Source organism: uncultured Thiodictyon sp., assembly GCF_903828115.1.
Lineage (GTDB): Bacteria > Pseudomonadota > Gammaproteobacteria > Chromatiales > Chromatiaceae > Thiodictyon.
In genome coordinates this window covers 1-7,076 of record NZ_CAIKKU010000049.1, presented here as the reverse complement: position 1 = coordinate 7,076, position 7,076 = coordinate 1, and the positions used below count along the sequence as shown (strand labels likewise).

Genomic DNA, 7,076 nt, shown 5'->3' with positions numbered 1-7,076 from the left:
GCGACGATCTGGCGCAACACCTCATACTGTCCCTCGTTGATCTTCTTTGGCCGACCACCTTTCGACATCGTTGCGCGCCTCGTTCTTGTAAACTCGCGCAAGAATATCGGCCAGGTAGATTTTGTCTATACCCTCTCAGGGAATTCGTTGGTGGCGGTGAACGCGATGGTACCGGCGGCGCCGGTGACACTCGGGCTCGGGCCGCTGATGACCGAGCGCCCGCCGCCCTGGGAGACTGTGACCAGCTTGCCCGGCGTGGGCCGGCCGAGGGCGTCCTTTAGCGTCACCGTGACGGTGGTCGCCTCGGAACCGTTGTTGAGGACACTGGTCGGGGCCGCGCTGATGCCGGCGGCGCTGGCGGGCGGGACGACAAAGTCGCTGTCGAAAGGCGTCAGGACGACCCCATCGGTGACGTCGGTCGCCGTAAAGCGGATCGCCTGGGGCGTATTGGTCCTCACGGTGAAGATCGCCGCGCCGTTATCGACGGTAGAGACCGCCGTGGCCGGCGTGATCGTGACCTGCCCGGCCGGAGCGGCGTCGAGCCGGACGGTCTTGCCGCTGATCGCGTTGCCGTCGGCGTCGCGCAGCCTGGCAACCATATAGAGCGGCGCGACGCCGTCGGCCGGGACGCCGCCGAGTTGCAGGAGCGCCGGGGTGTCCTGCGGGGCGACCCAGCCGGCCAGACTGGAGCGGGCGGCATCCGCAGGCCCGGCCGTCAGGCCGTTCAGCCGCAAATGCAGCACGCCGAGGTTGGGCGAACCGAGCCCCACATGGGCGAAGTCACTGCCCAGACGCGTCGGCCCGTGGAAGGCATCGGTGGCGGCCAGCGGATACAGCAAGGGGTTCAGCAGGCCAAGGTTGGCGCCCCGTGCCTGGTTCAGCAGGGCCGTGAGCCCGGCCCAGGTCGGTGCCGCCGAACTGGTGCCCCCGTACAGGAACCCATCCGGACAGCCGCCGGCACTGCCGCGGCACAGGATGATGCCCGCGGCCGGGTCGGCATTGGCGACCACATCGGGCACCGAACGCATCGCCGAGGTGGTAAAGCCGCTTTGATAGCCTGGCCGCGCAAAGAAACGGCTCACACCAAAACCGCCCTGACCGCTTGGCGGCGTGTCGCCGCTGCCGTTCCACCAGGTCTCGGTGCCGTAGGTCCAGCCGGGACCTTGAGTCAGCGAAGAACCGCCCACCGCGGTCGCATTCGGTGAACCGGCCGGCACCGCGACCGTGTTCGGGCTGCCGTTCAGACAGGTGCTGCCGCTATCGCCGCTGGCATTGAACACCGAGATGCCGGAGGCCGCCGCGGTCTGCAAGAGCGCGTCGATGCTCTGCACGTCCGCGAGCGTGGTCTGATTCTCGCAATAGGCCCAACTGTTGCTGATGATGTCGACCTGGTCATCGATCATCCGATTCAACAGGGTTTGGAAGCTGGTTCCGGCACCGGTGAAGGGCGCGTGATAGACCACGATGTCGGCGCCCGGCGCCAGGTTCATCACGTTGACGATGTCCATCAGGACTTCGGCTTCGTCGTCCCCCCGGGGCGCACCGCCGTTGACCGCAACCGAACTCAGTTTGCTGATCAGGGACGGCGACATCCCCATGAGGTCCAGATAGTTGACGATATCGGCCGGATCGAAGTTGTCGAACTGGAGCAGGCCGATGGTCTGGCCGCTGCCGTCAACGTCGGCCCATGGGGTCGCCGCGGCAGCCCAGGTCTGGCTGGCCTTAGTCAGCGTCAGTGAGGCGCGCATAGACTGCGCCGGGATTCCGTCTGGCAACTTGCAATCGGTCGCTATATCCTTGTTATTAGTGTAATTGTAGGCACCTCCGTCCGCGAGCTTACTTTCGCATTTTTTATCTTTGTTAAAATTTATAGGGTCTTTGGCGTCGGAGGCGCAGGTCATGCAAGTCAAACCAGTTGCGGCCCACCTCGTTAGCCTTTTTATCAGCTGAGGGGCCGGTTGCCCCAGATTGGACAGCCCCGCGACTGCCTGCACCCGCGGCGCCAAGGCCGTCGGCAGCCGCGGCTCCTCGCGGTTGGCGAAGAAGGTCCGCTCCCCGAGGCGGAAGGTGCCGATGGACACCCCGAAGGCGTGCTCGACGGCGGCGCGAGGACCGGCGACCGTCAGCGTCAGCCGGTTCGCGGACCCCTGCACCAGCCCCAAGCCGTTGGCCTGCAACCAGCCCAGCACGGCCTCGTAGTTGTCCCGTGCGGGACCGAAGCGCTCCGTCAGTTCGGTCTGAGTCAGGAAACGCCGATACTGAGGGGACGCGGGGTCATAGACCGCGGCGAGATAGTCGGCGAAGCCCGCCGGGTCGTCCCGTTTGAGCACCAGCGTCAGGGTCAGTGTCTCGTCACCCGCAGACGCCGACGCAAGGGACTCCGCGCCCGCCAAGGCCTCCAGCACATGGCCCGGCAACCGGACCGTAGCGGCGGTTTCATCCGATCCCGGCGCGCCGAACGCGGAGAGCGTCAGCGTGAAACAGCACAGCAGCAACCCATAACGCAGCATGGCACCACTCCAAGTCACGGACGTCTTTACCGGAGGCTTTGCATTGAAATAACGCACGAAACGGCATTAGTTGAGAAAGATAGTAGGACATTTTGGGGAAGTCAACCAAGCAAGAACAGCGCTTTCTTTAAGCATGGTTGAGCAGGGTTTGCTGGTGGCAGGTGACCGGGCCAAGCCTCTCTGGGCGCCTGGGTCTTGGTTGCCAATCTGACCCGTAAAATAATAAATTCCGAACGCTTGGGTGCTGTGCATCGCGTGCTTGCCGAGGTCGGCCAGTCCTCGTTGGACAGGGCCTCCGCGCTCCGGCTCATCACTGCCAATATCGAACAAAAACAGCATCGCGCACCCAAGGACCTGCCGTAACCAATGACCCGCGACCAACTCAAGAAACTCGAAGACGACCTCTGGTCCGCCGCCGATAACCTGCGGGCGAACTCGGATCTCAAGGCGTCCGAATACGGCACCCCCGTCCTCGGTCTGATCTTCCTCAAGTTTGCCGACATCAACTACCGCCGCCATGAGGCCGCCATCCAGGCCGAGCACGCCGCACTCCAGGGCACCCGGCGCGAAAGGCCCCTGGACGAGATCGCCGTGGGCAGGTGCGGTTTCTATCTCCCCAAGCACGCCCGCTACAGCTACCTGCGCGACCTGCCGGAGTATGAGGACATCGCCAAGGCCATCGAAAACGCCATGGCCTCCATCGAGCACTATAAGCCCGAGCTGCGCGGCAGCCTGCCCAAGGACGAATACTATCGCCTCACCCGCACGCCCGAGACCCGTGACCTGCCGTTCGAGCTCCTGCGCCAGTTCGACAACATCCCGGACGACGCCACCGGCGACGTCTTCGGTCAGATCTACGAATACTTCCTCGGCAAGTTCGCCATGGCCGAAGGGCAGGGGGGGGCGAGTTCTTCACCCCGCGCTCGGTGGTGCGGCTCATGGTGGAAATCATCGAACCGCATGGCGGCACCGTCTTCGATCCCGCCTGCGGGTCCGGCGGCATGTTCGTCCAGTCCGCCGACTTCATCGCCCGGCACCGCCAGGAGTTGGAGGCCCAGGGCCAGGACACCAGCGTCTATGTCTACGGCCAGGAGAAGCAGGGGGAGACCGTCAAGCTCTGGATCAACCTCTTCGCCACCTCGCTCAAGGCGACCGGCCGCGCCGCCCTGGTCATGGCCAACTCCGCCTCCGACGCCCGCCACGGCGAGGCCGACTGCCGCCGGACCCTGATCGAGAAGAATCTCATCTACGGCATGTTGACCCTGCCGTCGAACATGTTCTATACGGTGACGCTGCCGGCCACCCTCTGGTTCTTCGACAAGGCCAAGCGTGATGCACGCATCCTCTTCATCGACGCCCGCAACATCTTCACCCAGATCGACCGCGCCCACCGGGAACTCACCGAGGAGCAGGTCCAGAACATCGCCATCATCAGCCGCCTGCACAAGGGGCGACGCGGCGAGTTCCTCGCACTCATCGACCGCTATTTTGCATCAGGCATGGAGCGGCTGGCCGACAACAGGCAACAGGTCGAGCCCGTCTCGGCGCAACTCCTCGCCGTCCTGGAAGATGAGGCAGGCAAGGCCGCGGTCGCGAGTCTGGTGAAGGCCTGGGACGGGCTCGAGGCCCTGCAACTGGCCTACGCCGCCTATCAGCGGCACAACGGCGACCAGGCCACGGTCGAAGACAGGAACAGCGCCCAACGGGCCCTTCGCGCCACCTTCGACCCCTTCTTCACCGCCCTGCACGACTGTCTCAAACAGCTCGATCGCGCCGTCCGCCACCAGGAGAAGCAGGTTGCCGAGCAGGCCAAGGCCGACGGCAGGCGGGGCAGCCCGGACCGGCAGACCAAGGCGCTCAAGACCGCACTTGAGGCCATTCATGCCGAGGTCAGGAGCGCCGAGAGTTGGTTCTCCCATATCCATTGGCTGCAGGAGCGCTTTCCGGAGGCGCGGTACGAGGATGTCACCGGGCTCTGCAAACTGGCCGAGCTCGACGAGGTCAAGGAGCAGGACTACTCGCTCAATCCGGGGCGGTATGTGGGGGTGGTGATTGAGGAGGATGGGAAGACGGATCAGCAGTTTATTGAAGCGATTTTGGATTTCAATGCGCAGATCAAGGCGCTTAGCGACTCAGCGAAGAGGCTGGAGCAAATAGTCCTCCATAACGTTCAATTGGTTGTTGGCGAAGAATGAATAGTTGGAAGACACATATCGTCGCTGATCTTGGCAAGGTGGTTACTGGCCGGACACCACCAATCGCGAAGCCGGAGCATTTTGGCGAGGACTTTCCGTTTGTTACACCATCCGATATTCAATTCGGAAACAAATTCACATCAACAGACCGCTTTCTGTCGGAGCAAGGCTTTGGGGCACTTAGAAATATTCAGCTTCCAAGAAAGACGGTATGTGTGGTTTGTATCGGCGCGACGATCGGAAAGGTGTGCGCCACTGATCGGCCTTCAGTTTCAAATCAACAAATAAATTCAATTGTCGTTGATGCTCAGCGGCACGACCCTGATTTCGTTTTCTACCTCTCATCCATGTTACGCCCTACACTTGAGGTTTACGCGGGTGGATCCGCCACGCCAATCGTAAACAAAAGCGCGTTCTCGAAGATCAAGATTCTGATACCAGAACGACAGACACAGCGCAAGATTGCAGCTATACTGACTGCCTATGACGACCTGATCGAGACCAACAAGCGCCGCATCACCCTCCTCGAAAAGATAGCCGAGGAGATTTTCCGCGAATGGTTCGTCCGCCTGCGTTTTCCCGACCATAAAAATACCAAGATCACCAAAGGTATGCCGGAGGGATGGGAGCGTAAGAGATTCGGTGAATTCTGTATGCTGAAGCGTGGTTACGATCTACCGAACGATCTCGTGGAAGAAGGCCCCTATCCAGTCGTCGCATCGACATCAGTTAAGACATTCCATAAACAGTATAAAGTCGAACCACCCGTAATCACCACTGGGCGATCGGGTAGCCTTGGTGACGTATTGATGACTCACACGAGGGCATGGCCTTTGAATACCGTGCTCTACGTCAAAAAATTTTTCGGCAACTCGCCTTTCCTGGTCTTTTATACGCTCAAGAATATGGGCCTTGAGAATTTTAATTCCGGGGCTGGGGTTCCGACCCTCAATCGGAACCATGTAAACGGCATACCGATGGTGGTTCCTGATAAGAATCTTCAACAGCGATTTGCTGGGATTGTCGATCCGATCCACAAGCAGGCGGAGAATTTTCGGCAGGAAAACATAAACCTCACCAAGACCCGCGACCTCCTCCTCCCCCGCCTGATCTCCGGCAAGCTCTCGGTCGCGGACCTCGACATCCAGTTCCCGCCCAGCATGTGCGAAGGCACCAAGCAGCAAGATCGGGGCCATGCCTCAGGGTGAGCGGGGGCGGGCCTGGGCCATCCCCTGACCCATATCTTAAAAAAGAAGAATTTCTCTCACGGAGACACGGAGACACAAAGAAAAGATCCCTGATAAGAAACTCGACGCCCATGACGAGGTGCAAGGTCTTGATCGTGCCAATGCCTGGTACCACTTGACGCGATTGCCCGGACCATTGGCGTAGGGTGCGCCGTGCGCACCTTGGGGTGCTGCGGTTGATCGCCGTGGCCAGGGTTTCGGTTGGCACCATGGTGCGCACGGCGCACCCTAAGGCCGCGGTGGCGTCAATGGTCCGAGCACTTCCGTCGTGCGGTACCAGCGCCTGCCTGACCGGCTCCGGGCCTTAGTCGCAGAGATCTAAGGCTCTGATGTTAACTGCTTCTTCTCCGTGCCTCCGTGTCTCCGTGAGAGGATTTAAAGATGATGACTCCGGATTTTGTGGTTTGCGTTCAAAGAGGAAACCTGGGCAATGTCTCCGGTGAGGATATTCATGTCGGCCGTCTCTATGAAGTGGTCGAGATGAACGCCGGACATGGAATGATTCGTATCATCGATGACTCAGGTGATCATTACCTGTATCCCGCAAATTGCTTCAAGCCGGTCTTCATCCAGGACTCCGTCGCCCTGCGGCTGAGTCAGACGTTACCTCACAACTGAACCAGGTTCCACTGAAGTCTATCCACTATAGACAGAGTACCCGATGGAATTTACATGGCGCGACACGTAATGAAATCGAAGACTTCTTCTCCTACCTCTGAGCCCCGTCTCCGGGTCGGGCTCAAGGATGTCAGCCGCGAGGAATTCGCAACGGCAGTCGGTGAGCGACTGGGCACCGAACAGGTTTCCATCAGATTGGACTCCTCGGTCGTGGCGTTTTTCAAAGCCAAGGCCGGCAAGCAGGGTTATGAGACACTGATCAACCAGGCGCTGCATCGTGCGATGGAAGGCGAGCACATTGAGGACAGGCTGCGCCGGGTAGTCCGCGAGGAGTTGGCGTCACATCGGGACGAACGGCGTTCCGACCCCAACGGGGTCGAACATACCAGCCCAGGGCAACGCCCTGGGTATGAGGCATAGAAGCAAGCCTAGCCCTGAAAGGGCGTGACATAACGGTGGGCTCCTGATGTCACGCCCATTCAGGGCTAAGCCAAAGACGTAATGCG

Annotated in this window: 5 protein-coding genes and 1 pseudogene; 5 read left to right on the top strand and 1 reads right to left on the bottom strand. The window is 60.7% G+C overall.

Annotated features, from left to right (window positions below):
* Positions 1-125: 125 nt before the first annotated feature.
* Positions 126-2,510, bottom strand: coding sequence for a protease pro-enzyme activation domain-containing protein (locus tag QZY48_RS01830; RefSeq protein ID WP_295426937.1), 2,385 nt, complete (start codon positions 2,508-2,510; stop codon positions 126-128).
* Between the two features lie 366 nt (positions 2,511-2,876).
* Here QZY48_RS01830 and QZY48_RS01825 point away from each other — a divergent pair.
* The 5 genes and pseudogenes from QZY48_RS01825 to QZY48_RS01805 all read left to right on the top strand — a co-directional run.
* Positions 2,877-3,212, top strand: a pseudogene (locus QZY48_RS01825) (type I restriction-modification system subunit M N-terminal domain-containing protein); the annotation flags it as partial.
* Between the two features lie 236 nt (positions 3,213-3,448).
* Positions 3,449-4,705 carry an N-6 DNA methylase gene (locus QZY48_RS01820; protein ID WP_295426934.1) on the top strand — a complete coding sequence of 419 codons (1,257 nt, stop codon included), beginning with the start codon at positions 3,449-3,451 and terminating at the stop codon, positions 4,703-4,705.
* Entirely contained in the window at positions 4,702-5,913 is a 1,212-nt protein-coding gene (locus QZY48_RS01815) for a restriction endonuclease subunit S (RefSeq protein ID WP_295426932.1), read from the top strand. Before QZY48_RS01820 ends, QZY48_RS01815 begins: the two co-directional genes overlap by 4 nt.
* Before the next feature lie 420 nt (positions 5,914-6,333).
* A complete protein-coding gene (locus tag QZY48_RS01810) occupies positions 6,334-6,570 on the top strand; it encodes a hypothetical protein (protein WP_295426930.1) in 237 nt (78 codons plus the stop codon).
* Positions 6,571-6,639: 69 nt separating this feature from the next.
* Positions 6,640-6,990, top strand: coding sequence for a BrnA antitoxin family protein (locus QZY48_RS01805; protein WP_295426927.1), 351 nt, complete (start codon positions 6,640-6,642; stop codon positions 6,988-6,990).
* Positions 6,991-7,076 lie beyond the last annotated feature (86 nt).